This is a genomic window from Paraburkholderia sp. MM6662-R1, assembly GCF_050436245.1.
GTDB classification, from domain to species: domain Bacteria; phylum Pseudomonadota; class Gammaproteobacteria; order Burkholderiales; family Burkholderiaceae; genus Paraburkholderia; species Paraburkholderia tuberum.
In genome coordinates, this window is sequence record NZ_JBNDLV010000002.1 from 164936 (window position 1) to 189080 (window position 24145).

Below are 24145 nucleotides of genomic sequence, written 5' to 3' on the forward strand. Positions count from 1 at the left end.
GCGGGGAAAAGAACATGAGAGCAACGATCGCGCTCGGGCGCATCGACGATGGCATTGGGGAAACATTGCGTGGCGAGATCCGCACGCTGGTTGATGCGAAATACCTGGTCGACGCACTCGCGCACGAACGGGCCGGGCAACGTCTGACCGGCGCCTTTCATGACGGCCCGAGGGGGCCGCGGCACGGAGGCGAGATCTTTCGCGCCATCCTTCCGTTCGCGGGCATCGAGCACGACGGCGAGGCATTCAGTGCACTCGTGCCGACGGCGCAGACCATCGGAGCCAGTTGGCGGTGGCACACAGGATCAGTTTCGGAGAACGAGCGTGAAGACCTCCTCGCGTTTTTCCAGTCGCCGGAACGCGCGACGCCGCGCGCACGGGAGCGTGCCGAGTACTTCTGGATCAAGCCGCTGGGCCTCTTTCTCGCCGACGAAGGCAAGAACCGCGTGGGCTTCCTGCGGGACATGAAGGTCGATTGGATTCCGGCGCGCGTGTTTCCATGCGGCTACGTTGCGCCCGAACGGCTGACGCTCTATAGGCTTGGTCCGCTCGAGCGGCCGTCCTGGTGGGCGGTGCTCGATGGGACATGGCTTGAGCCCCTGATGCATCCTGCCTGGGCGCTGCCGATACTGCGGGCCTACGGTGTACGCGAAACATCCGACTGGCCAACCGCCTTTCCGTCGATCCAGGTCACCAGGGCCGCGCTGCGGGAGCGCTCGCCTGACCAGGTTTCGTCCTTCATGCCGGCGCTCAATCTTCAGTTGGTACTCGAGAAGCACGCCTACCAGAATGAAGTGATTTCCAGCAGCCTGTTTGGCATCGACGGAATCACGGTGCAGTGGCGTTTCGTGGTCGGGATGATGGTCTGCAGCATCGCTGCGGTGGTGTTGATAGGCGCCGTGCCGTCCACGTGGGACAGCTTCCGTATCGCCGCAAGCATGGCGGCTGGCGCCGGAATCGGCCCGATGCTCGCGTCCATGCTAAGTATCTGGAAGCTGCCGCGCCAGGTGGTGGATCCCTTCGCGGTCCACCGGAAATTCGGCCCCCTGGAGCGTGTGCAGAGGCGGCGGACGCACAGCGCGTGAGAGTGCCGCAGATGTTGAATTTTCAGATGCAGGCATCTGGACGATGGGCGGGTGGTGCTCGACACAGAGTGCCAGTTTCAGCCCCTCTAACGACTCGGAAAACGGGACCAGAAAAATGAAAAGCCCGATACTCGCGTCACTGTTGCTAGCGATGAGTGCCCTGATCAGTGGCTGCGTGACGGGGCAAAAGATGAGCGACATCCACGAGGGCATGACGAAAAGTGAAGTCGAGGCAGTCCTCGGAAACGCCGACGGATATCAACGCAGTGGCCAGTATGAGGCACTGCGTTACACCGACCGCCTGATTAGCGGGTGGTCATGGAACCGCGCGGACTACACGGTCGTGTTGCAAAACGGCCGTGTCACCGAATATGGCCCCGCTCAGGTCCGGCAGGAAGGGGCAGGCGTCCTGGTGCTCGTCCCGGTCAGATAGGAAAACTGCCATGAAGCGAGTCGAATACGGGTATGAACAAGGTCCGGTCTTATGCGCTGCAGAGGATAAGTGCTTACCTTGTTCATCCCCAACAACGGCCGAATTGAACGTCACATAAAAAAAGCCGCTCATTGCGAGCGGCTTTCCTTGAACGGGCCCGGTTACAAAGGGCAACTTCACGAGGCTGCCTTCACGCCTCGCTTGACGCCCACACGCAGTTTTCCTCGATAGGTCACCGTTGCCGGCTTGCGCGTCTTCCCCTCTGTCACCGCGGCGTCAACGCGTTCGAACAGACGTACCGCGCCCTGCTTTTGCAGCGCTACGACAAGCGGGTAACGCTTTCTACTGACGTTGGTAGCCATAAAAGCCTCCTGAATCGGGGTCGGGCCGGGTCACGCATTCAAAGGTCACGCCGAATCGGCCTCGGATGAAACTCCTTGACATCCTATCATACAGGGTCGCCAGTCCTTCGTTTTCAGGCAGATAGAAGTACTGTTGCACCTGCCCCTCATCGCCAGCATGCTGGACCATCGCGGCCGCAAGCACTTCGAGAAACTGCCAGATCTGCCTCGGGTCGCGCAACGGCCACGATTCAGGTTCAAACATGTTGCCGGGCTCCGCTTCGGACCGCATGAACTTCACAAGTCGCGAAGCTGGATTGGGGACAAATCCGTTGTTCCAAGCGTCCGCATAGGTCTGGACGTCCAGAGCGTCACCGCCAGACGCAATCAGCACATCAACGAAAAACACCAGATAGCAATATCCGGCAAATACCATTCCGATAACCTCGATTCCCGGCTCAAGCTGCTCAGTTGCCGTCAGCTGGATGGCATCCTCGTCATACGGGACGTCGGGAAAAAGTTGCTGTAGCAACGCTGGTGTTATATAGCCGTGCAAATACGACTCCGTTTTTTCATGGGCGGTTCCATTGTAAAGGTCTGCGGCAAAAGGCAAGCCCCGGCTTGGCGATGCACGCATCGGGATGGAAGATGAGCTACCTGACAGATGCCGCATCTCCGAACTCGCAAAACGTACAGTCGACGCGCCGCGGCTACCGCGAGGTCAGCTCACTGACATCCTTCGGCCGCAGCCGCCTTCTGTACGCCCCAGATGCCGCCTATGAGGTGTTGGCTTCCGTTGGCAACGACAACCTTGTTCCACATGCCGCCGGCCTTGTCGCCGAAAAATCGCCCGCCAAACTGGGCACCGGTCGCGACTGCGCCACTCGTCGACAAAGTACCGTCACCGTTGACCACCCCACCAATGGCGAACGTGCCACCGGTGATCTGTGATTGGGCCTGCCCCGTCAGCGTGCCATCGGCGGCGACCGCCACCTGAACATAGCCGTGATCGTCGGCGCCGTCATATTTTCCGTCGTACTGACCCGCGATCGCGCACGAGACAGGGGCCGCATGAGCCGCAGTGACCACCAGCCCCGTCATAACCAGTGCTCCCCAGATTGCTCGCTTCACCATTTCCTTTCTCCGTATGTGGCGGCAGTCCCATGACTGCACCGAGAGTTATCGTCATAAACGGCGCTAGATGTAGAGCTGGGAGACAACTTTTTTGAAGTAGGCAGGTACCGAGTCGGAATGTCCTGAAACGAAGGGTCGGATAGCCACAACTATCCGACCCTTTGGCGTTGGATTTCTTAGCGACAAAGAGGCGCTGATCCGCGAAAAAGTAGGGTCCGATTGATAATCTTAATTATGTCAAATTAAACGAGGAATCCTTTAAAATTGTTAGAACAGCATTCGTTTACATGATTTCGTCCAGCAGCTTGGGCGAGCGATAATCACGCCGACGATTTCAGCCGGTACCAAGAGCAGCCATCCGAACCGAGTTCCATGTCCGCTTCGCCGCGATGCAGGAGGTAGTTCAGGTGCGCGATGCTTTCACCAGTGGCCATGCCGAGCAAGTCTGGCTCAGATCCTATCGGGCGGGAGAAAAGCTCTGCGAACACATCGACCGCGCGCTTCGGCTGTGTCAGCGCATCCCTTAGCCGATCCAGCGCTGCATGCTGACTGTGGGTCAAGTATTCCAGGCGGGCGTGAAGTCCTCGGAAAGGCTCATTGTGTGCCGGTAGGACGAGCACATCATCTGGAATGATCTGCCTGAGCTTTTCAAGCGACGCTAACCAATCCGCCATAGGATCGGCGTCCGGCTCGGTCGGAAAAACAGATACGTTTGACGAGATCCGCGGCAAAACCTGGTCCCCCGAGATTAATAGCTTCAACTCGGCGCAGTAGAAGCAGGCGTGTTCCGGCGAGTGCCCGTTTCCAGTCACCACTCGCCAACGATGCGCCCCGATGTCAAGCAACTCGCCATCTTGCAGCCGGCGGTAGCTATCAGGTAGCGCATGAACAAACTTTCCAAAGCCGCCGAAGCGGGCACGATAGGACTCGATTGCGTCCTCGTCCCAGCCCGCTCGCTGGTAGAAGCGCACGCCGTCCTCCGGTGCTTCACGCCCAGTGTCCGCGGCCAGAACCCGGCACATCAAATATTCCAGCCTCGTCATCCAAAGACTGCAAGCAAACTTGCGCGTGAGCCAGCCTGCCATGCCGGTATGATCTGGATGCATGTGCGTCACAAAGAGGCGTGTCAGTCGGCTCTGAGCCAGAGCGCCGTCCTTGGCAAATAAGCTGCGCCAGGCTGCAGCGGTGTCGCTGGTCTGCAGGCCGGCGTCCACCCCAGCCCATCCGTCGCCGTCGCGTAACGCCCACAGATTGATGTGATTGAGCACGAGCGGCATTGGCATGCGCAACCACAGTACTCCCGGCGCGATCTCTTTGGCCATGGCCGGTGCCGGCGCTTCTCCACAAGGGTAATCGAGCATCGGCTTGCCCTCAGGAGGGGTGATGAGAGTTTCGTCGCTCATAGGTGACCAGATCCTTCCGTCGAGCCTAACGTATTCGGGTTCAACATTTTGCTCCCCATTGCTGCGCAGATGTTCCTTCGGGCAAAGGCCGCTTCCTACATATTTGGATAATTCGGGCCGCCGCCTTCCGGCGTGACCCAGAGGATGTTTTGCGTCGGATCCTTGATGTCGCAGGTCTTGCAATGCACGCAGTTTGTGCGTTGATGATGAGGCGCTCGCCGCCGTCATCGTTTATCACGAACTCGTACATGGCGGCCTGACAGTAACGGGACTCCGGGCCGGCGTATGTCTGCCAGTTCACGCTCACCGGCACCGACGGATCTTTCAGCGTTAGGTGAGCTGGCTGGTTCTCTTCGTGATTCGTGTTCGAGATAAACACCGACGACAGCCGATCGAACGTGAGCTTGCCGTCGGGTTTCGGATAGACAATCGGCTTGCATTGCGAGGCGGGCTTGAGCATTTCGTGGTCCCAGTGCCGGTGATGGAGCGTCCAAGGCACGTTGCCGCCGAGCAACTTCTGCTCGATGCCGACCATCAGCGTGCCGAGATACAGGCCCTTGCTCATCCACTGCTTGAAATTGCGTGCGCGCTTGAGTTCTTCATGCAGCCACGAGGTCTTGAATGACTCGGGGTACGCGCTCAATTCGTCGCTTTGACGGCTTGCCTGCACGGCGTCGAACGCAGCTTCGGCCGCGAGCATGCCGGTCTTGATTGCGGCGTGGCTGCCCTTGATGCGAGAGGCGTTAAGAAAGCCATCATCGTCGCCGACGAGTGCGCCGCCCGGAAATACGAGCTTCGGCAATGACATCAGGCCGCCCGCCGTGATCGCGCGCGCGCCGTATGACACGCGCTTGCCACCCTCAAGGAACCTACGGGTCTCGGGGTGCGTCTTGTAGCGCTGGAACTCCTCGAACGGCGACAGGTAGGGGTTCGCATAGCCTAAGCCGACGACGAAGCCGACCGCGACCTGATTGTTGTCGAGGTGATAGAGGAACGAGCCGCCATACGTTTGCCGATCGAGCGGCCAGCCTGCGGTGTGGATTACGAGGCCGGGATGGTGCTTGGTCGGATCGATTTCCCAGAGTTCCTTGATGCCGATGCCGTACACCTGCGGATCCGCGTCCTTGTTCAGCTTGAACCGGTCATTGAGCTGACGGCCCAAGTGCCCGCGCGCGCCTTCGCAAAAGAGCGTGTACTTCGCGTGCAACTCCATGCCCAGCTGGAAGTTCTCGTTGGGCTGGCCATCGCGGCCGACGCCTAGGTTGCCAGTGGCAACGCCCAAGACCCGCCCGTCGTCTTGGTAAAGCACGTCCGCGGCCGAGAAGCCCGGGAAAATCTCGACGCTGAGCGCTTCGGCCTGCTGGCCCAGCCAGCGCGTCACGTTGCCGAGGCTTATGACGTAATTGCCGTGGTTCTTAAAGTTATCGGGCAATGCCCAATTGGGCGTCTTGAACGCATCCTTTTCGGTCAGGAAGAGGAAGCGGTCCTCGCTAACTTCCACCGTGAGCGGCGCACCTTTTTCCTTCCAGTCGGGAATGAGCTCGTTGAGGGCGCGAGGATCCATGACGGCGCCCGATAGAATATGCGCGCCGATCTCCGAACCTTTCTCGAGCACGCACACGCCGATGTCCGCGCCAATTTCCTGTGCGAGCAGCTTGAGCCGGATGGCTGCCGACAGGCCGGCGGGCCCGCCGCCGACGATCACGACGTCGTAATTCATCGACTCGCGACACAAACCGGAATCACCGAAATCATTCATCGCCCTTCCCAAATTCGATCCTGAGAAGCCAGCCGACATTTAAAATATTTACTCAAAACGAAAGTTAAAGGCTAAGAAATTCGAGTGCGAACGTCGAAATTCAAAATGACATCACATTTACAGTAAGCCTAGTTCGAACACAAAACAGCGGACTCCGCCTTAATACCCGCACCTGACCAGCGGAGCGTTATAAACAATCTGCAAAGCAAACAACTTCCAGCGATTTTCCCCGACACGCGCCGTGACGACGCGCCCCTGCCAGCCTAGTCGAGGCGGCCGTACCGGACCCCGAGTTGAATCCGGCTGAAGCAAGCAGCAGCAAATTACGACGTCGGACAGGCCGGTTGCAGGAGTAGCCGACACATCGGTCATAACGTGTCGGCCAAGACCGCGAAGACTCCGGCTAAAAATCAGACCGGACTCGATTGCCCGCTCAGTGGTCCGCCGCCAGCAGCCCACGTCCGATCACCTGCGCCTGGATCTCGGCAGCGCCTTCGAAGATATTGAGAATTCGGGCGTCAACGAGTATGCGGCTTATCTCAAATTCTTGCGCATACCCATTCCCTCCGTGAATCTGCACCGCCACATCCGCGTTGCTCCATGCGACTCGCGCGGCAAGCAGCTTTGCCATGCCTGCCTCGATGTCGCACCGATGTCCCTTCTCCTTCTCCGTCGCCGCGAAGTAGGTCAGTTGACTCGCCATCAGGACATCCGCGATCATCATCGCGAGCTTGTCGCTCACGCGTGGAAACTCGATGATCGGGCGACCAAACTGAAGTCGATCCTGCGCGTATTGAAAAGCAAGTTCGAACGCCCTTTTAGCGACGCCGATCGCCCGAGCGGCTGTTTGTATCCGGGCGCCTTCGAACGTTCGCATTAGCTGACGGAATCCTTGTCCCTCCCGGCCGCCGAGCAACGCGTCGCCGTTCACCCTGAACCCGTCAAAAGCAATCTCGTATTCCTTCATGCCGCGATAGCCAAGAACGGGAATGTCGCCACCGCTCATCCCGTCGGCCGGGAACGGCTCATCCTCGGAACCTCGCGGCTTGGATGCCAGGAACATGCTGAGCCCGTTATGCCCCGTGTTGCCCTCTTCCGTTCTTGCGAGAAGCGTCATCAGGTCGCTGCGCGCGCCGTGTGTAATCCACGTCTTGTTACCGTCTACGCGCCACGCCCCATCGGACGTCCGCACTGCGCGCGTGCGCAGGGACGCCAGGTCCGACCCCGTGTCCGGCTCCGTGAAAACGGCTGTGGGCAGAACTTCGCCGGAAGCCAGCTTGGGCAACCAGTAGGCCTTTTGCTCCGGCGTTCCATCGTTCGAGATCAGTTCTCCGGCGATTTCTGACCTTGTGCCAAGCGATCCAGCTGAAATCCACGCTCTGCTCAACTCCTCCGTCACGATGCACATCGCCCGCTTGCCGAGTCCCAAGCCACCGAACTCCGTCGGGATGCAGACGCCGAATACCCCCAGTTCCGCAAGCTTGCCGACAAGCGCGTCGGGAATGAGCGCATCGGTCAGGTGCCAACCCTGAGCGTGCGGAAGAATTTCGCTGTCCGAAAAACGCCGGAAATGCTGGCGAATGAGATCCAATTCCTCGTCGAATGCGGTCTCGCTAACGGCCTCGCCACGACGGTACAGATCGATCAGCGACTTGCGGGATTCTGGCGATCCCCCAACATCGAATAACCAACGGACATCCTCGGCTGCACGGAGCGTCTCCGCGGCTTTGTCCATTCCAAGCTCGATAGGCCGAAAAATCTCGTTCTGAGACATCGGAATACCCGACGACAATTGCGCAGCGTATTCAGATAGTCCGATGCACAACGCCAGACATTCAACCTCGTTGAGCCGTCCGGCTTCATTGAGGTCCCTGGCCCAGTTTGCGGCTGCCTCGATCGATCTGACCGTGGTTATGATCCAGGCCAAGCCATGCAGAACACGTTGGTGGTTGTGCAAGCGCGCGTTGTCGATCTTACGATCGATGCAGCATAGTTCCTGCGTCGCTGTTACAGCGGCAGCGGCGTAGTTCTGCACCGCGAGCACGATTCCAGGCAAACGCACAGTAAGAGAAGACAAGCTAATCAAAGTGATATCTCCTGTTGATTTTCTTCAGCCGACTACACCCGATACGATCCCGGCGTCATGCAACGCCCCTACGTCCGTCTTATCGAGCTGGAGAATGTTCTGTAAAACCCAATCGGTATCTGCACCCAGTCGAGGCGCGGCTTGCACGGGCAGTCGCTGCTTGCCTTGAAACGTTGCAGCCGAGCCGGGCGTGGGGTAACGCTTGCCGCTCGGGTGAGTGAGCGTTTCAAAGAGCGGACCAGATGTGGAAAAGCGCGGCTCATCGCGGATCGCCTCGGAGAGCGTCCGGTACACGGACCAACATGCGCCTTTGGAAGCGAACCGCCGCTCCAACTCAGCGAGAGCGATTGAACGGATCGCACGCTCCACGATGCCGAACAGCTCGTTGCGATGCTGGAACCGGAGCCCTTCGTCCGATACGAATGACGCGCCTAGCGACCTCTCGATCGACGACACGTCAGAGCCCAATTCGAGCGCATCAACAAGGCCTTGCCATTGGCGACTTGTAATCGCGACTACCATCACGCGTCGTCCGTCCGACGTCGTGAAGTCGCGTCCGAACGCGCCATAAAGCGCGTTTCCGATCCGCGGGCGCTCGCCGCCCATCAAGACTTCCGCGATCTGTCCCATGTGTCCGAGCGATGCGATCGCAACGTCCGACAGCGGCACCGTCACCTCGCCACCTTCTCCCGTTTCGCGCCGATGCCGCTCCGCGGCCAATAGGGAAAAGGCAGCGTATGCGCCCGCCAGCAGGTCCCACGCGGGCAGTACATGATTGACTGGATCGCTTCCGTTCTTGTCGGATCCCGTCATGAATGGAATGCCTATTGCGGCATTCACCGTATAGTCGACGGCCGGGGCGCCATCGGACCAACCGGCGATTCGTACCGTAATGAGGTCCGAGCGGCGTACCTTCAGCTTGTCATGCGCCAGCAATCCGCCCTGCGGGAAGTTTGTGACGAACAGACCGGCATTCGGGCCGGAAGCAGTGATGATTTCGACTGCCAGACGCCGCCCCTCCTCGCGCGAGAAGTCGATGGCGATCGACCGTTTTCCCTTATTCAATCCTTCCCAGTACAGGCTATCGCCCGCATCGGTTACAGGCCACCGACCGAAGTCGGGGCCGCCTCCAATTGGGTCGATGCGAATCACCTGCGCACCGAACTGCTGGAGATGGAGCGAGCACGACGGCCCCGCGATGAATGACGCGCATTCAACGACGCGCAGGCCCTTCAGCAATTCGTACATAATAGATTCCCACATCCTGATTGAACCGCCACGCGCCATTGCGGCTCGTTGCGAAAGAGCGATAATGACTTACCGACAATTCAAAGCCGGTGCTGCCTCTCTCAGCAAACCGGTCAGTCGACTCAGATCACCCGCCACATCCAGCGAGAACACCGAGTCAATCACCTTGTCTTGCCAATCGGTCGCGCCGATATGCGACGTCAGTGCCCGGAACTTGGAGATCATCTGGGCACGATCCAGCGGATAGTCCGTTGTGCCCAGTGAATCCGGACGCATATATCTGATGTTTCGTCCATCGGTCAACCGGACGCATACTGCGCCGGGGAAGCGGTCTGGCAGATACTTATCCAGATCTGGATCGGCATGAGCGCTTATCCGGTCCATCAGGGACGTCATATCCTGCCGCCTCGCTGCCTTTTCGCTGAAGGATCTCGGGTCGCGCGGATCGAGCAGGAGCGTCGCCGCCACCGCGTAGGGCAGCGAGTACTGCGCAGCCATCACCGACTGGGGTCGATACTGCAGACGACCGTCGAGCGCGATGGCCGGCGCAGAAACCTCGATCGACTCGACCTGTTCGACCGAAAACGGCGTCTGTTGTCGACATGTCAGCAAAGCGTCAATGATGGAATGGAAGTGTCTGCAACATGCGTACAACTTGATGCTGATCTGTTCGACCACCCACTCGTCGCCCAGCCCATCAGTGAGCGCGCGCGGATCACCCCCTCCGCCGAACACCTGCATGAAGCCGAACCGACCATCGATAGAACCGCGCGGCCCGGTGAAACCGGATCCAGCCAGCTCGGCCATCAAGATTCCGTTCATTGCAGGCAAGCCGCCATGCAATCGCTTTACCATGTTTCCTTGAGGGTCCTCGGCGAATTGCATGACGCCGGATGCTGCCGACGCCGCCAATCCAAAAGCCGATTCCCACTTCGGCGGGTCCATGCGCATCAGGTGCGCGCAGCTCGCCGCCGCGCCAAACACACCTGCCGCTGCAGTGGGGTGAACACCGCGCCCAACCGCTCCACGCGCCGCCGAGCCGACTCGACCCTGAGCCTCGTATCCGACGATCAATGCATTCAAGAATTCGCTGCCCGAGTTGCCCTGTGCCTCGGCAACGGCGAGCGCTGCGGAGATGACCACGGCACCCGGATGGCTGAAAGAACGGTTATGCGTGTCGTCGAGCTCAATGCCGTGAGCTGCCGTGCCATTGACGAGCGCAGCATAGCTGCGATCGCTCTTCTGCACACTGCCAAACACCGTGCTCTCCGGTCGACCGCCTCTGCTTGCGACCCGACTCCGAACGATCCTGGTCCACGGCAGATCCGCGCTATGCAGCGCCACGCCGAGATGATCAAGCACCAGTTCCTTGGCGCGCTCCACGACGGATGAAGGTATGACATCAAACTTGACGTCCGCAAGGAAAGCGATCAGCTCGGATGTTCGGCTTTGAGTCGCGTCGGAATTCATGCTTTTCCCTGACAATTCGAAAGTGGGGGCTTCGCTGGCAGTTGGATGGGCGCCATGCAGATCCGACGCATTCAACTGCGAATGAGCTTCCTGTGCGGCAAGTCGCATTGGCTAAAGCAACGCCGCATACATGCGGCTTGCTTCAGGATGCCGCGACGGCGCGATAAGCCTGGACGCCAGTCAATTCGCGACCCTCGATAAGCGTAAGGATCTGATTCGTGCCGTCCGGAATCGGCAGCATTCGAACGTCGCGGAACAGCTGCTCCAATCCCATCTCGCAACTGATGCCCATTGCACCATGCACTTCCATCGCCAGGGAGACCGCTCGCATACAGGCGGCCAACGAATATCGCTTGGCCATCGCCGAAAGATGAACCGCCTGCTGTTCTCCTGAGTCGATCGCGGAAAGCGCGTGGTAGCACAAGAGCCTGCTGGTCGTCACGGCAGTCGCAATGTCGGCGAGCATCTCCTGAACCAGCTGAAACGACGCAATGGGCTGGCCGAACTGCTTCCGGTCGCCCGCGTACACCAACGCAGCGTCCAGAGCACGCTGCCCCATGTGTACGGCGCACAGTCCCAGAATGGGCCGATTGGCCAGCCACGTCTTGTTCAGAACACGTGCCGCGTCGCCGACCGACCCAAGCTGATTTTGCTTCGGAACGCTACATCCATCGAACAGTACCTCGCCGAGATGACCCTGTCGCAGGCCGAGCACCGGAATTTCACGCGTCTCGAACGGCGATTGCGCCCGATCCACGACGATGCGCGTCGTACCCGGACGGCCGTGCGCATCGGTGCCGTACACCGCCGTGACGTTGATCAGATCGCAGATACTGGCATTGGTGATCCACATCTTTCGACCGGTGAGGGTGAAGGACTCGGGACCGTCATCTTGCAACCGTGTCTTGACGCCACGCGAGTCCGATCCAACGTCCGGCTCGGTCGTGCCCGTGCAACTGATGCGCTTGCCGGAAATCAGATCAGGAAGAAACCGCTCGCGCTGTTCCGGGGTGCTGTCCAGGCTGATCCGGGTAGCCGTGACTTCCTGCCCCAACACGGCGATTGCCACGACAGGCGGGAGCTGCTCCATCATAAGCCCGTACGTCACGGTCGGCAGCTCCGCGCCCCCGGCGCTTTCGGCGACACGCGCACTCGTAAGCCCCTGTTGCGCGCACAACTGCATAATGCGCAACATCTCCTCCTTCGGCAGCGGCTTGTCAGCGCTCCGCGCCTTCAGGGTCGGATCGATATCGCGCTCCACCATTCGGCGGATCGCGTCCTGGATGAGTTTCTGCTCGCTTGTAAGCTGGAACATATGTCGGCCTCAGGTGCTGGATTTCTTGACTTGCCGAAAATTCGGCTTCCGCTTCTCGCGGAACGCATTCCCCCCTTCCTTCGCTTCTGCCGTTCCGTAGTAAAGCGCGACACCTTGAAACCCGAGGTGCGCAATGCCTCGAATGTTTTCCGTGTCGGCGTTGAAAGAACGCTTCGCTAGCGCAATCGCAGTCGGACTGCACTGCACCACGTCTTCGCACCACCGCTGCACTTCTTCATCGAGCTGATCGTCGGGCACGACCTTGTTCACCAATCCCATTGCATAAGCCTCCTGGGCGGTGTAACGCCGGCACAGATACCAAAATTCGCGCGCGCGCTTTTCGCCGATGATCCGGGCGAGATAGGCGGTACCGAAGCCGGGGTCGACCGATCCCACCTTGGGTCCAACCTGCCCGAACTGAGCCGACTCGGCCGCCAGCGTCAAATCGCAGATCGTGGCAAGCACGTTGCCGCCGCCGATCGCATAGCCCCTGACTTTCGCGATCACCGGTTTGGGCACGTCGCGAATCGCCGAATGAAGCTCCTCGATCGGCACCCCAATCGTTCCCCGCCCGCGGCGCTCCGACTTCTTCTCGGTGGTATCGCCGCCCACACCGAAGGCTCTACCGTTACCAGTCAGCACGATCACGCCAATGTCGTCATTCCAGCCCGCACGGTGCAGCGCATGTGTGACTTCCTCGTATGTGATCGTACGAAACGCGTTCAGCTTCTCGGGGCGGTTGAAGGTAATTGTCGCTATACCATCCGACTCTTCGTACAAAACGTCCTGATAAGTTCGTTCTTCCATGCTTGCTTCTCCTAACGTCATTCGTGTTGCGGTCTTCTGCGCAGTAAATGCGCATGCCCCGCCCGGTACTCCTGCCATCCGCAGCAATCGCGCGAGAGAATCTGTGCACAATTTTTCATGCAACTAGCAGGCAACTTATAGCGCCATAAAATCGATAATCTTTTCCGGCCTAGGTTCGACCCCGTCGTTCGCTCGTTAAAGAACCTGACCGAGCATCCGAACGTATTGCGCATGCCTGTTCGCGACGCGCTCGAACGTCTCCGACAGGAAACCCTAGTCACCAGACTGCGTTGACGCGAACGACTTCGTGCATATCGCTGATGCACGTCACACGCTGCTCGAAACGTCGAAGGCGTGATATTCATTGCGCAGCCGAAGCTCTTCAAGGCATCACAAAACCGCCGTTGACGCTAAGCACTTGTCCTGTCACCCATGACGCGCGATCACTAATCAGATAAGCGATCGCCGACGCAATATCCTCGGGCTCGCCAAGTCGCCCGGTCGGATAAAGTTTCTGGACCGCTTTTACCCGGCGAGCGTATTTTTCGTCGCCCATCTGCTCTTTCAGACTTCGTTCCCGCTCGACTCTCATCGGCGTATTAGTAGATCCCGGCGACACGACGTTAAGGGTCACGCCGTTGCCCCCCACTTCCTGGGCAACCGATTTGATCAGAGCGATCACGCCGGCCTTCGCGGCGGCGTAATAAGACAAGCGGGCCTGGCCGATGCGCGCCGAATCGGACGCGAGACACACCACCCGACCGTAGCCCCGCTCCACCATACCTGGCAGTACCGCATGCAGACACAGCATGGCGCCATGAAGGCAGACGTCCATCACGCGGCTCCAGTCGGCCTCTGTCGACTCTATGAACAGTTTGTCATCCAGAACCGCTGCGCTGTTGATAAATGCATCCACGCCACCGAACCGCTGCTTGGCGATTTCGATCATCATGCGCACATCAGCTTCTTTCGAAATGTTCACCCCGATACCGACGGCCTTCGTGTCGCCGCTCAGACGTGCCGCCGCCTGTTCCGCCGCCGCCGCGTTAATGTCTGCGATCAGCAACGACATTCCTTCGTTGGCGAGTGTCTGCGCCACCGCAAAGCCGATACCACTAGCGCCGCCTGTAATGAGCGCAACCTTACCTTTCAACTGAAGATCCATTTTAAGTTCCACCTAATCGAGAATAAAATCGTACGGACCAGTGACGCGTCACCTACAAGATCGAGGCGCGATCGCCATTGAGAACACCCATCGGTCGACTCGCTTTCGCGGGCATTGCCGACAAACGGAATGGCGACCCGAGCAGCGGGAAAACTTTCCCATCCTCCAGCCGGCATTCGGTCCACAATCCGCGTGCCAGAGTCTGCTCGTGTGCGACCAACTCGCCCACCGTGTTGATCGCCGTCGCACTGATGCCGTGTTCTTCCAGTACAGCCTGGTACTGCGCGCGAGTTAACTTTTCTCCGGCGACCGCAGTGGCCCGTTCGAAGTCTTCCGCCGAAGCGTCGGCATAAACGTAACCATCCGAACATCTGATGGTGGCACCCGATACCGCTGGCGTTGCGCCATTCCACCGCGTCTGCGTCAGCCACGCTGCGACGTCGTGCATGGCAAGGTCGATAGTCTGCCCCTCGCCCGTTCGCTCGCGATGCTCGAGCGCAGCGAGAATCGCCACGACGGCAAGTTGCCCGCCCATCACGTCGGCGCTCGAGGGCCCAGACTTCAATGGCATGCCGCCCGCGCGAATGACGTCCATCATTCCGGACATCGCTTGCACGACGCTGTCGAAGGCCGGACGACCTGCATACGCACTGTCGTGTCCGAAACCCGACACAGCACAATAGATGAGCTTCGGATTTGTCTCGTGCATCGAGACGGGCGTGAAACCAAGCTTCGCCAGCACGCCAGGCTTCAGGTTCTCGATCAGTACGTCTGTCGACTCGAGCAGATGTCGAAGCGCAGCCGCATCCTCTGGTTGCCGTAGGTCGAGCGCCAAGCTTTTTTTGTCGGCGTTCGAGTACGAAAAAAAGACACTTTGTCCGTGAAGCAGAGGCGGCCAGTTGCGAACGGCCTCTCCGCCAGGCGGCTCGATCTTGGTCACCTCGGCGCCAAGGTTCGCCAGATAGCGCGCAGCAAGCGGCGCAGTCGTATAGTGGCCGATCTCGAGTATGCGGATGCCGCTGAGGGGTAGGCCCGCGCGCTCGCGACCGGACGCATCATGAAGCGGTTGGGTTTCCGATATCCAGCGCTCGGCCCATTCGCGGTCCGCGTCGCGCGACGGCACGGAAGCTGGCGCGATCCCCGGTGTTCTGCTCATGCGCAACGGAGACGCAGGTAGGAAGACCGAGGCGTTCGTTTCGGGATCGGAAACGTTCACCTTCATCGAGCGATAGTCCAGGTTTCGCTCGCGCGGATATCCGTCGATTTCCACGATCGGCCCGCACGCAATGCTTGCGGCACCCAGCATTTCGACGCATTCAGCCGTAGTCCGCCCTCCCACCCATGCTTGCACCGCACTATCGACACCATCGTTGTTTGCAACGCGGTCCGTCAGGCGACTGTAGCGCGGATCGCTCGCCAGCTCCGGGCGGCAGATGGCGTCGCACATTCGCTGCCACTGCAGGTCGCTACCGGCGCAGATGAGCACCCACCCGTCGACGGCATGGTAGACATTCCATGGCGATGCCATCGAATGACGATTGCCGACGCGCTTCGCAGTGCCATTCGCGCCGATCAGCACATTTGGAAGAAAGGTCGACATCGCCTGGAAGGCACAGTCGTACAATGCCACGTCAATTTTCTGCCCATGCGCCGCGCGTTTCCGAACCCGCAGTGCCGCCAGCACGGCGCTCGCGGCGATTGCGCCGGCCATGAACTCCAGCAATGGCAGGTTGATCGGCACCGGCGCCCCATCGGCAAGTCCCGTCACCTCCATGACGCCAGAGATTCCCTGCACCAGTCGATCGCTCCACCCTCGCCCTGCATACGGTCCATTCTTTCCAAAGGCGGTTAAATCGCATCGAATCTGCGATGCAGGCCGACAGGGAAGCGAACCATCGCCGTCAAGATCGAGGTCGCTGGATGAGAGCACCACGTCCGCGCGTTGCGCAAGACGTGCAACAAGCGCCGACCCCGCCGACTGTTGAACATCGCTTACAATGCTGCGCTTGCCAGCTGCCATCATGGCTCGGTATCGCGTCTTCGTTTCTTCTATCGGGGCACGCGTCGACTCCTCGACGAAAATTACTTCGGCGCCTAGCTGCGCCAGCAACGAGCCGCACACCGATGCACCGATGCGCTGCCCGAGTTCAAGAACCGTCAGCCCCGCCAGGGGGGACGATTGCGACACGGCAGATGACGCAGAAGTTGAGCTGGCTTTCATAGTGCCTCTCTCTTAACGCCCCTTGAAATGGGCTTGGCGTTTTTCGAGGAACGCCCCAATGCCCTCGTTCTTGTCTTCCGTCCCGTAGACAGCCGTGACGAGGAAGCGCTCGAATTCAACCGCCGACGTCTGATCCATCTGCACGCCAACGCGGACCGCGCGCTTCGCATAGTCGAGCGACAGCGGGGCGCGCTGCTCGTAGACGCGGATCATCTCCTTTGCATGGGCTAGCGCTTCGCCGGCCGGCACGAGACGCTCAAGAATTCCACACCGGTACGCCTCCTGTGCATTGAACGGCTCTGCCGAGAACAGGATGTCCAGCGCTTTCCCCACGCCAACCAACCGCGGCAGCCGCTGCGTTCCGCCGGCACCCGGAACCGTGCCGATTTTCGATGAGGTCAGGGCGAACGTCGAACCGTGAGCGCCAACCCGGATATCGCACGCCAGTACAAACTCGAAGCCGCCGGTCATGCAGTAACCTTCGATCGCCGCGATCACAGGCTTGGTGAGCGTCTCGACAGCGTTGTTAATGCGCTCCCAATGCTTCATATACTCGACGCCGTCACGCGTGGACTTGATTGCCATCGCTTCGTTGAGGTCAGCGCCAGCCGAAAAGAACGAGGTGCCACCCGTGACGATCACGCCGCGTACGCGATCGTCGGCTTCTGCTGCGTGGCACGCGTCGACGATTTCGCTCATCATCAATTTGCTGAAGGCATTGCGCTTACCAGGACGGTTGAGCGTGATTACGAGGGCGGAGCCGTCGACCTCCGTGAGAATCGTTTCAAATTTCATGGTTTATGTCCGGAAAGTAGGTCCCAAAAAAACGCAAGCGTTTAACGCTAGCCACACAAAAACTCGCTGATCACCTTGTTCGTTTCCGACGGCTGTTCAAACTGCACCCAATGGCCTCCACCCGGAATTTCCCGTGACTCGAGGTTCGGCTTCGCCCGGCGGCATGCCTCAAGTCGCGCCTCAGCGCTGGGATACGGTGTCGGATCTTTGTCGCCGTAAGCGATCAGCACGGGGCATTGAATCCGCTTCAGAATGGTCGGAAGATCATTTGAGTGACTGAATTCTTGATTGTCGAAACGTGAGTGCTGCAGATTCCATTGCTGGACTTCGAGTGCCTCTTCGTCGACCGACGCTGGGTCGTGCAGCATCATTGCCAGCAGATTGTGGCGCAGGTATGCGCGCAATCCCTCTTCGGTCAGAGGAAAGGCAGACCTCGGACGACGACCAAGCGGTCGAAGTTCCGGCTTCGGGAAACCGCTCGGCGCGAGAAGCACGGTCCGCCGGGCGCGGTTTCCGAGCTTGGCTGCGACAGCCGCCCCGATCAGGCCGCCAAACGAGAACGCTGCGACGTCGATCTCTGCCGAATCGGCGCTTGCCTCGAGCACTGCAGCTACAACCATATTGACGTACTCGCCGAACGAGAGGTTGGCGGAGACAGACAGAGACTCACCATATCCCGGCAAGTCAACGGCGATAACGCGATTCGACTGAGCCAGCGCTTCAATATTTCGGCACCAATGCAGCCACGAACCCGAACTTCCGTGAACCAACAGGAGCGGTCGCCCGCGCCCAACTGTCTTGTACACAATGCCGTTCGAAGCCTGAAGGCGCTTCATGCCTGCGATGGATGGAAGCAAGGAATTCATCATCATGCGTGCGGAAGATCCAGTGGTTTGCCCAGGTAGGCCTCGATAACGTTCTCGTCATGTATGACGTCATGCGGTCGCCCGCGCGTCAGTTCTCGACCGAAGTTCACGACGTACACGTAGTCCGACAATTCGATCAAGGCCTGTACCACGTGCTCGATCATCAAAATCGACGTCCCACCTTGATGAATCCCGGACAATACCTGCTTGATGTCCTCGATTTCCGAGTGGTTGAGACCGCCCATCACCTCATCGAGCAAAAGGAGTCGCGGCTGCGTAGCGAGGGCGCGGGCAAATTCCAGCTTCTTCTTCGCTCCGAGCGTAAGCTCGCCAGCCGACTGCGAAGCCTGGCGATCCAAACCCACCAGACGCAACGGCTCCATGCAGAACTCGCGCACCTGCTTGAGCGGCCAGTGCTGGTCTGGCTTGCTGAATAGCGCGCCGGCAATGACGTTGTCGAGAACCGACATTTCGTTGAACGGCTGCACCACCTGGAACGTACGCGCAATGCCGGTGCGGGCGACCCTGTAGGGGGCGAGTCCATCGATCGGCTTACCCTCGAACACGATCGATCCGGAGCTCGGCTTCAGGTAACCGGTAATCAGGTTCAGCAGCGTGGTTTTCCCGGCGCCGTTCGCCCCCAATATGCCGACGAATTGGCCTTTCTCCACCGTCAGCGACAGATCGTCGATCGCGAGGAGACCACCGAAGCTCTTTGACAGGTGTTCAACTTGCAGCATGCACCCTCCCCGAGCCGGACGAATGTTCACTGGCCAAAGCAGACTGTGTGTCGCGCGCCAAGAATGCCTCCTGCACCAGCTTCGAACCGCGAAGCTCTTCGGCTGAGCCGCTCAGCGCGATTCGCCCGTTGTTCAACACATATCCTCGATGGGCGACCGATAACGCGGCCTGCGCGTTCTGCTCCACGAACAGGATGCTGAGACCTTGCTGCGCAGCTTTCAGAATCGCCTCGTACACGTGCAGGATCATCTTGGGCGCCAATCCGAGCGACGGCTCGTCAAGAATCAGCAAGTGCGGCCGTCCCATCAGAGCGCGCCCAATCGCCAGCATCTGCTGCTGGCCACCGGAAAGCAGACCGGCCTTATGGTTACGATGCGTCGCCAGAACCGGAAAGAGATCCAGTACGCGCGTCAATGTGCTTGCGCGCTCGCCGCGCGCGTGCCGGCAGTAACCGCCGAGCAGCAGGTTCTCCATCACGCTCAGATCCGGGAAGACCTGTCGCCCCTCCGGCGCAAGGCAGATCCCTAGTTCGACGCGCTTATGGGTCGGCATTTCGTTGATGCGCGAACCCAAGAAGCGCACGTCGCCATCAAGCGCACGCAGCAAGCCGGAGAGCACGCGGGTCGTCGTCGTCTTGCCGGCGCCATTGGCACCGAGCAGACACACGATTTCGCCTTTCGCGATTTCGAGCGTAACGTCTTGTAGAACGACCGATTCGCCGTATCCCGCTCGCAAATCTTTGACGCTTAGCAACTCGCTCATTTTGCGTCTCCGGATATTGCTTCGACTCTTCGCATCGCATTCGCCTTCCGTCGGCAACGTTTCGCGGTCCAATCCATAATCGCACCGCGAAAGCCTTGGGGGAGATACATCACGCACAACACCAACGCCAGGCCGTACACCAATTGCGTCATGCCCACATTGCCAGCAAGCCAAAGACGGGTGCTTTCGCCAAGCGCGGTAGTGAACAAGGTGCCCAGGATGGGTCCCGAAAGGGTGTAAAGACCTCCGAGAATCGGCGCGATCTGCGCAATGAGCGTCGTTTGAAGCGCAAATGCGATAGCCGGATCGAGATAGCCGCTGTACCACATGCTCGCTGCGCCGGCGAACGACGCCATGCCTGCGCTCAAAGTTACGATCAACACGCGATAGCTAAGCGGACGAATGCCCAGCATCTGCGCTGCGCCCTCGTTCGCCCGCATCGCTCGTAGCGCATACTGATATCGACTCGTGCTGATCATCCACGACACCAAGACTGCAATCAGCGCTCCCAGACTCCCGACAACACAAACGTAGACCATAGGCGGCGCGAGTTTCGCGTCCATATACTGGCCTTGCGCTCCACCGGTGAAGTCGGGCAGCATCAGCGCCAACACGCGAAGGCCTTCAGCCAGCGCGAGTGTGCCGATTGCGAAATAGATGCCCTTCAATCTTCCGGTTACGAGCGCAAGGACGGCGCCCAGAATGCCCCCCATGATCGTCGAGCAGAGCAACGAGAATCCGAGATTCAGCCCGAGCCCGTTGGCGACGAGCGTTGCCGTATACGCCCCGACGCCCCAAAAGGCAGCGTGACCCAGGGAGATCAAGCCTGCACCCGCCATCATGTTCCAACTGACCGCGATGATCGCCAGCAGGCAGGTCCGAAACAGGAGATCCGTGACATACGGCGAGCCCACAAAGGGAACCGCAAGAACGGCAAGCGCGGCTAGCGGTGCAACGATTCGTGTCTGTATCTGCATGGTCGTAGGCTCAATGAGAAGCGTATCCGAACAGACCGCTTGGACGTACCAGCAAAATCGTAAAGATGAGCATGAATGCCACCCCCTCCGACCAGCCGGCCCCTTCAGGTACAAAGTAGGAACATGCACTCTCCGCGAGGGCCAGGATGAATGCACCGAGCGTCATCCCTCCGACACTGCCCATCCCGCCAAGAATGACGATGGCGACAGCCTTCACGAGCATGGGAAAGCCCATGAACGGCGTTACCGTTACGATGAAGCTCATGACGACGCCGGTCGCCGCCCCAAGCGCACAGCTGATCGCGAATGAAAGGGCGTAAGCTGCCTTGACGTCGATACCCATGAGCGCCGCAGCGTCGCTATTTTGCGCAACCGCCCGCACTGCGCGTCCTCTCGCGGACCATTTGAGCCACGCCATCAAACCGCCAATCAGGACTACCGCAACGATGCCGCCGAACAATCTGTTATATGGCACATATACGCTGCCCAGGTTGAAAGCGCTGCTGGCATAGGCTGGCGTCGTCGAGCGTTCGTCGCCCGACCAGAGGATGACGGCCAGGTTTTCCAAAACCAGCCCGACGCCGAACGTCAACAGGATCTGGTTGATCTGCGGCGCTTTCAAAACGCGCGCAATGCTCAGTTCAAACGTCAAAACGCCGACCACCACGACCAGGGCGATCGCAAGCGGCATCGCGGCAAGCGGGTCGAAACCCCACAGATGGAACATCCAGAAAGCCGCATAGGCGCCCAACATGATGAACTCCCCATGCGCGAAGTTGATGATCCGGGTCACGCCGTACGACAGCGAGAAGCCGATTGCCATCAAGGCATACAGGCCACCCAGTAAAATGCCGTCGATAATGAATTGTACGAAAAGCGTCATGCCGATTCCTTCCACTTCAGATAGAGTTCTTCGCGATCCACGGCAGCAACCGGCTCCGATCAATCCACCATCAGAGTCGATTACGTGTCGCCCGGCTTAATTGCATGGTTGCAGTTTCGCCTTCGCAATCTCAGTCGGATAGAAAACAGCCGACTCGAAACCCTTTGTTCCTTTCACGCGCTGAAACAAGACGACCTTCGAGAATGCCTGGTGCGGCGTGATGTCGCTCTGGGAGAACTTGCTGCTTGACCCGAGGGGGGTCTTGTAGTCTTGCTTGCTGAGCCAGTCGGTCACTGCGTCGCGGTTGACCGATTTCGTAGCATCGACCGCCAGCAGCGCCAGCATCGTCGACACGTAGTAGCCCACGTCAAGAAAGCCCGGTTCGCGCTTGTATCGCGCGCGGAATGCCGCTTCCCACGTGTTCGAATCGGGAAAGAGCTTCGGTTCGCGAGGATCGCCCGGGAGGCCCAGGCCAGGCGTCCACGTCGTGACACCGATCCAGCAGTTCTGCGCGTCGCCTACGGCGTTTTGCCATTCGGGCAACTGCGGAGCAGCCGTACTAATTTGATATTTGATCCCGGCCTTCGCAATGTTCAGCTGTTTGGTGAACTGAATCACATCGGTCGTCTGCATCAGCACATAGACCACGTCTGGATGCGTCGCTCTCATCTTCACGATCGCCGAATTGAACTCGCTCGCGCCTTCTCGTACCAGTTGGCTGTCGACAACTTCGAATCCCGCCTGCTTCATGTACTTTTGCGCCGGACCGATCTGAGAGCGTCCGTACGCCCCGTCGCTATAAACGAATGCCACGCGCTTTTTCGGGCCGATAGACTGCAGAAGTGCCTGGGCACTATTCTTGTGATAGTCGTACGCCCATGCGAACGTATGGAAGAAGTACCGGTCGGCGCCTACCTCTTCTTCCGTCTTGCTTCCGGAACTCCCCGGAAGAATCCAGACCGGGCGATCGCCTGCCCGTTTCCATGGCGGAACCGCGGCAGCAGCAATGTCCGACCCGTCGGGTCCGATGATGATGTTGACGCGCCTGCTTTGGATCAGATCATTCATGGTGGACACCGTCAGCGCATTGTCCGATTGTGTATCCACCATGAACAGTTCGATCGGATGACCTGCTGCCGTCTCTCCTTTGGTCGCCTTCCAGACCTCGATCGCAAATTCGATACCGCGCTTCGCCTGCGCGCCGAAGGCTACGTATCGGCCAGACAGCGAGGTCGGCGCACCGATCTTGAGCGCTTCCTGGCCATGCCCGGCCATTGACCACATGGCCGCCGCTAAGGCAATGGTTGCGCGACGACAAGCAAACTTGACCATCTCGTCTCCTAATTCATCTATTAATTTTCGATTGAAATCTGTTTTAAAACACGCCTGTATTACGGTTCCGCATGCAAACGACCACCCATTTTTTGATGCATCGAATCTGGCTTTTTAGCTTCGCCGTTCAAACCCGAACTTGACCTCGATGCCGGCAAGTACTGCGTCATTCCCAGCCTGACCCGATCCGGCGTATCCAAAAGCGCTTGTGCAATCAACCGGCGATGCTCGTATGTCGTTCCGGCACGCAGCCCCCAGGAGGCCACCTTCCGGTACCAGAGGTTGATATCGAACTCCTCAATAAAGCCGATTCCGCCGTGCATCTGTTGCGCCGATCGACATACGAACAGGCACTTCTCGTTCGCAAAGGACTTCGCTTGCGCGACTTCGACCCTCGCGGGCAGGTTCTGGCTAATCCGCCACACTGCTTCCCGGCTCAGAAGTTGCGCCCCGTCAACCGCGTTCAGCATATCGGCCGCAAGGTGCTGGATAGCTTGAAACGAGCCGATAGACTGCCCGAATGCTTCGCGCTGCGACACGTATGCAGCAGCCAATTCCAGTGCCTTGCGGGCCGCGCCTTGCATCTGGCAAGCCATCAGAACCGCCGCGTAGTCCATCAGGTCTTTCACTGCGGCCGCGCTTCGGATAATCGAGTCTTGAGACACGCGAACGCGATTGAACGCTACAGCACATTCCTGATCTTTCGCGAGCGGCTGGAGCTGGTGCACGGCGACGCCGTCGGCCGCGCTATCGACCAGCGCCAGCGCCAGCGCATCGGGGCCAACCTGTCCCGCCCATCGAAACGCGACCAGGCAGTGCGACGCGTGTTGAAAGTCGGCGACGAACAGCTTTTTCCCCGAGAGCACGATACCGTCACCGTCGAGATCGCCGGTCAGTTCGATCGCATTCTCGCTCCAGCGACCGCCCGACTCCTGCAAGGCAAAGCTCAACACCGCATCGCCTTCGACAACTTCCGACAAAAGCGCTTTTTGCGACTCGGTACCGTGCTTTGCAATCACGGTCGCCGGCACAAGCGTTGAATGCACCGGCAGCGGAGCGATATGGCGCCCCATCTCTTCCAATAGAAGGGCAAGATAGGTTACAGGCAACCCTTGCCCGCCGTGTTCCTCGGGCAGCGACAAGCCCAGCCAGCCTAACGCGGCGAGCTGCTTCCACAGGCCTCTGGAAAACCCTTCCTCGTTCTTCTCGGACTCGCGGACCAATGCGGGCGTGCATTCCGCCTCGAGGAACGTTCGGGCGGTTTCCTGAACAAGTGTTTCCTGTTCGTTCAACAAGACATCCATCTTCGCTTCTCCAGTCTG

At 59.3% G+C, this 24145-nt stretch carries 21 protein-coding genes and 1 pseudogene; 2 read left to right on the forward strand and 20 right to left on the reverse strand.

What is annotated here, in order from left to right:
- Window positions 1–14: 14 nt before the first annotated feature.
- Both OKW39_RS21895 and OKW39_RS21900 read left to right on the forward strand, forming a co-directional pair.
- Window positions 15–1085: a hypothetical protein gene (locus OKW39_RS21895; protein WP_429563627.1), complete on the forward strand. Its 1071-nt coding sequence runs from the start codon at window positions 15–17 to the stop codon at window positions 1083–1085.
- Window positions 1086–1200: 115 nt separating this feature from the next.
- A complete protein-coding gene (locus OKW39_RS21900; protein ID WP_429563628.1) occupies window positions 1201–1518 on the forward strand; it encodes a hypothetical protein in 318 nt (105 codons plus the stop codon).
- Window positions 1519–1694: 176 nt separating this feature from the next.
- Here OKW39_RS21900 and OKW39_RS21905 read toward each other — a convergent pair whose 3' ends face one another.
- From OKW39_RS21905 to OKW39_RS22000, 20 genes and pseudogenes are all read right to left on the reverse strand, one after another.
- The gene (locus OKW39_RS21905; protein WP_429563629.1) at window positions 1695–1880 is read right to left on the reverse strand and encodes a hypothetical protein; all 186 of its coding nucleotides are present in this window, start codon (window positions 1878–1880) and stop codon (window positions 1695–1697) included.
- Window positions 1861–2532 (reverse strand): hypothetical protein, encoded by a 672-nt coding sequence (locus OKW39_RS21910; protein ID WP_429563630.1) that lies wholly within the window; start codon window positions 2530–2532, stop codon window positions 1861–1863. The genes OKW39_RS21905 and OKW39_RS21910 overlap by 20 nt, the downstream gene beginning before the upstream one ends.
- A 53-nt stretch (window positions 2533–2585) precedes the next feature.
- The gene (locus OKW39_RS21915; protein ID WP_429563631.1) at window positions 2586–2993 is read right to left on the reverse strand and encodes a hypothetical protein; all 408 of its coding nucleotides are present in this window, start codon (window positions 2991–2993) and stop codon (window positions 2586–2588) included.
- A 320-nt stretch (window positions 2994–3313) separates the two neighbouring features.
- Window positions 3314–4396, reverse strand: coding sequence for an MBL fold metallo-hydrolase (locus tag OKW39_RS21920; protein ID WP_429563632.1), 1083 nt, complete (start codon window positions 4394–4396; stop codon window positions 3314–3316).
- 95 nt (window positions 4397–4491) lie between these two features.
- Window positions 4492–6155: pseudogene (locus OKW39_RS21925) on the reverse strand (electron transfer flavoprotein-ubiquinone oxidoreductase).
- 433 nt (window positions 6156–6588) lie between these two features.
- The gene (locus tag OKW39_RS21930) at window positions 6589–8241 is read right to left on the reverse strand and encodes an acyl-CoA dehydrogenase family protein (RefSeq protein ID WP_429563633.1); all 1653 of its coding nucleotides are present in this window, start codon (window positions 8239–8241) and stop codon (window positions 6589–6591) included.
- Between the two features lie 24 nt (window positions 8242–8265).
- Window positions 8266–9489: a CoA transferase gene (locus OKW39_RS21935; protein WP_429563634.1), complete on the reverse strand. Its 1224-nt coding sequence runs from the start codon at window positions 9487–9489 to the stop codon at window positions 8266–8268.
- Window positions 9490–9558: 69 nt separating this feature from the next.
- Window positions 9559–11067, reverse strand: coding sequence for an MmgE/PrpD family protein (locus OKW39_RS21940; protein WP_429563635.1), 1509 nt, complete (start codon window positions 11065–11067; stop codon window positions 9559–9561).
- A 34-nt stretch (window positions 11068–11101) separates the two neighbouring features.
- A complete protein-coding gene (locus OKW39_RS21945) occupies window positions 11102–12274 on the reverse strand; it encodes an acyl-CoA dehydrogenase family protein (RefSeq protein WP_429563636.1) in 1173 nt (390 codons plus the stop codon).
- A gap of 9 nt (window positions 12275–12283) precedes the next feature.
- Window positions 12284–13081, reverse strand: coding sequence for an enoyl-CoA hydratase-related protein (locus OKW39_RS21950; RefSeq protein ID WP_429563637.1), 798 nt, complete (start codon window positions 13079–13081; stop codon window positions 12284–12286).
- A gap of 382 nt (window positions 13082–13463) precedes the next feature.
- Complete coding sequence (locus OKW39_RS21955) at window positions 13464–14246, reverse strand: SDR family NAD(P)-dependent oxidoreductase (RefSeq protein WP_429563638.1); 783 nt, start codon at window positions 14244–14246, stop codon at window positions 13464–13466.
- A 52-nt stretch (window positions 14247–14298) separates the two neighbouring features.
- Window positions 14299–16467 (reverse strand): CaiB/BaiF CoA transferase family protein, encoded by a 2169-nt coding sequence (locus OKW39_RS21960; protein WP_429563639.1) that lies wholly within the window; start codon window positions 16465–16467, stop codon window positions 14299–14301.
- 12 nt (window positions 16468–16479) lie between these two features.
- A complete protein-coding gene (locus tag OKW39_RS21965) occupies window positions 16480–17262 on the reverse strand; it encodes an enoyl-CoA hydratase/isomerase family protein (RefSeq protein WP_429563640.1) in 783 nt (260 codons plus the stop codon).
- Window positions 17263–17309: 47 nt separating this feature from the next.
- Entirely contained in the window at window positions 17310–18134 is an 825-nt protein-coding gene (locus OKW39_RS21970) for an alpha/beta fold hydrolase (RefSeq protein ID WP_429563641.1), read from the reverse strand.
- Window positions 18131–18868, reverse strand: a complete 738-nt coding sequence (locus OKW39_RS21975) for an ABC transporter ATP-binding protein (RefSeq protein WP_429563642.1) — start codon at window positions 18866–18868, stop codon at window positions 18131–18133. Before OKW39_RS21975 ends, OKW39_RS21970 begins: the two co-directional genes overlap by 4 nt.
- Window positions 18855–19688, reverse strand: coding sequence for an ABC transporter ATP-binding protein (locus tag OKW39_RS21980; RefSeq protein ID WP_429563643.1), 834 nt, complete (start codon window positions 19686–19688; stop codon window positions 18855–18857). The genes OKW39_RS21975 and OKW39_RS21980 overlap by 14 nt, the downstream gene beginning before the upstream one ends.
- Complete coding sequence (locus OKW39_RS21985; protein WP_429563644.1) at window positions 19628–20608, reverse strand: branched-chain amino acid ABC transporter permease; 981 nt, start codon at window positions 20606–20608, stop codon at window positions 19628–19630. The genes OKW39_RS21980 and OKW39_RS21985 overlap by 61 nt, the downstream gene beginning before the upstream one ends.
- A 10-nt stretch (window positions 20609–20618) precedes the next feature.
- Window positions 20619–21491, reverse strand: coding sequence for a branched-chain amino acid ABC transporter permease (locus OKW39_RS21990; RefSeq protein WP_429563645.1), 873 nt, complete (start codon window positions 21489–21491; stop codon window positions 20619–20621).
- Between the two features lie 96 nt (window positions 21492–21587).
- Window positions 21588–22823, reverse strand: coding sequence for an ABC transporter substrate-binding protein (locus OKW39_RS21995; RefSeq protein WP_429563646.1), 1236 nt, complete (start codon window positions 22821–22823; stop codon window positions 21588–21590).
- Window positions 22824–22882: 59 nt separating this feature from the next.
- Entirely contained in the window at window positions 22883–24127 is a 1245-nt protein-coding gene (locus OKW39_RS22000) for an acyl-CoA dehydrogenase family protein (protein ID WP_429563647.1), read from the reverse strand.
- Window positions 24128–24145 lie beyond the last annotated feature (18 nt).